A 2,235-nucleotide genomic window follows, 5' to 3' on the forward strand; every position below is an offset into this window, starting at 1 on the left:
TACGTAGGCTCAGCTACGAGGAACGTCGGTAAGCTTTTTCGTTATGCGACAGATTAAAAAAAGGAAACTAAAATGAACAGAAAAATGTGTATTACAATTGGAATGTTAATTCTATTTAATTCTAAAGTATTTTCGGAAGAAAATATATTGAGTGAAAACTTCATAAAAAAACACAAAAACTATAACCAATATTCGTACGAGTTCGAAGCTGAAAAAAAGATTAAAACCGTAGAAAATTTAAAGAATCAAAAAAAATTTGAAGATGCAATAAATGAAATTAACTCAATTTTAAAAATTTATCCATTACCTAAAGCCTATTATACCTTAGGGAATATCTATATGGATCTGAAAAATTATAATTCAGCAGAAAAAGCTTACAAATTAGCATTAATAGATAGAAGCTATTCAAAAGCCTACATACACTATAATTTAGCCTGTTTATATAGTCTTATAAATAACGAAAAAGAAGCATTTTTGAATTTAAAAGAAGCTTTAGTTTCTGGATACCCTCATTTAGATTTCATTTCCAAAGATAAAGATTTAGAAAATTTGAGAAAATCAAATAAATGGCAAGAATTTAAGAAAAAAAACATCCAACTCAATTATTCTGAAAATTTAATTGGTACTTATAATATTGATGATACTGGTAAAAGTGAATTATTTCTTTGTAAAAATAATATAGCTATCAAATCGTCTTACCTATCTTCAACTCTAGACGGAAGCTGCTGCCGTGCTGATGGTGTTAATCCTAAAAACAACTATGACTATGGCACATGGAGAATAATCGACAATCGAATTATCGTCATCTATTATAAAGCTTGTGGTTATAGAGGTGCACTGCCTCCAAAACCAAATGAAGGGGCACCAGCTGATTGTGTAAATAAAAGAAATTGTTCTTTAACACAAGAATGCATGAAGACGGAATTCAGCAATTATACACATTTTGATTTATTAGAAACAAATCAGGAAAAACTTGTAAAAGAAACTAAAAATCATAAAATAGCCTGCGACTTTTAATCCGTCGCATAACAGCGACTAACCGCTTCACTTCGGGACTGGCGCCCTCGTTCGGTCTACGACACATAGGCTTTTGTCACTCCTCTTGCTTACGCAAGCGTCGCGCCAATCCCTAACGTCCCGTTCCGGGACTCAGGGTCAGCCTACGTCGGTTAGTCTAGTTCGTTATGCGAAAGTTTTTAAATTTAAAATTAAGAGGATAAAAAATGAGAACAATAATAACAAATCTAACAATACTATTAGCTTTAGTAGTTAGTATTAATTGTCAAAAGCCAGAAGATGTAGCTCTATTAACGGCACCTATTACTTATGCAATTGCAAAGAATGCCATTGAGATGAAGAAAAAGGATGGAACATTTAATATCAAACTATCTTTTAGAAATATTGTAAAAGAAAACAATAATTGGCCAAGTGGTGAAATTTTCTATGAAGTAGAGTCATCAGAATATCCAAATAAAATTTATTCAATTCATTATATATTGAATGGGTCTCATCTTGCTACTGCAATTGTAACTGATCCTAATAAGAATAGAAAACAACTACAAGTTAACCTGGTAGAAAGCGCCGTCGTTTTCGGACAAACTGAATCAGTTGAGTTGGAATTTGAAAAACTAGTAAAAAATCTAATTACAGATGTTGACAAAACAAGAAAAATCGCTGTCTTTGAATTTCCTGGAACTTTGAACGAAAAAACTCTTCTAGGAAAGAGAATTGGTGATTCTATTACAACTTATCTGGTGAAAGAAAAATATCAAGTTGTTGAGCGAAAATCTTTAGAACCTCTATTTAATGAGGCTAAATTCCAAAGCAGTGGCTTAGTAGGTGATGAAGCAAGAATTGAATTAGGTAAATTATTAGGAGCTAATACAATTTTGATTGGAAATATAAAGAATGAAAGACATGACATTCTCATTAATGCAAGAATTGTAGACATCCAATCAGGACTTATCTTATCGTCTGGCCAAAGAGTTATCCCAAAATACTTTTTTCAAGAAAAAGATTTCGCAATTATCCAAAACTAAAAAACCATCGCATAACAGCGACTTACCGCTACGCTTCGGCACAAGGCCTCGCTCGGCCTGCGGCAAATTCCCCTCCTGTCACTCGTTTGCATCCGCAAACTCTGTGCCAGTCCCTAACGTCCCGTTGGGACTCAGGGTCGGGGAACTTCGGTAAGTCTAGTTCGTTAATTGCAATAGGTTAAATCATACAAAAAAA

At 33.3% G+C, this 2,235-nt stretch carries 2 protein-coding genes; both read left to right on the forward strand.

Annotation, left to right across the window (positions count from 1 at the left end; translation table 11 throughout):
- The first annotated feature begins 72 nt into the window (after positions 1-72).
- Positions 73-1,017, forward strand: a complete 945-nt coding sequence (locus ND811_RS19105; RefSeq protein WP_265353570.1) for a tetratricopeptide repeat protein — start codon at positions 73-75, stop codon at positions 1,015-1,017.
- Positions 1,018-1,223: 206 nt separating this feature from the next.
- Positions 1,224-2,039 carry a FlgO family outer membrane protein gene (locus ND811_RS19110; protein WP_265353571.1) on the forward strand — a complete coding sequence of 272 codons (816 nt, stop codon included), beginning with the start codon at positions 1,224-1,226 and terminating at the stop codon, positions 2,037-2,039.
- The last annotated feature ends 196 nt before the right edge of the window (positions 2,040-2,235 follow it).

It is taken from the genome of Leptospira soteropolitanensis, from assembly GCF_026151655.1.
Lineage (GTDB): Bacteria > Spirochaetota > Leptospiria > Leptospirales > Leptospiraceae > Leptospira_A > Leptospira_A soteropolitanensis.

Coding starts and splice junctions, on each gene's coding strand:
- ND811_RS19105 (WP_265353570.1), top strand. CDS start 73: ATGAACAGAAAAATGTGTATTACAATTGGAATGTTAATTCTATTTAAT.
- ND811_RS19110 (WP_265353571.1), top strand. CDS start 1,224: ATGAGAACAATAATAACAAATCTAACAATACTATTAGCTTTAGTAGTT.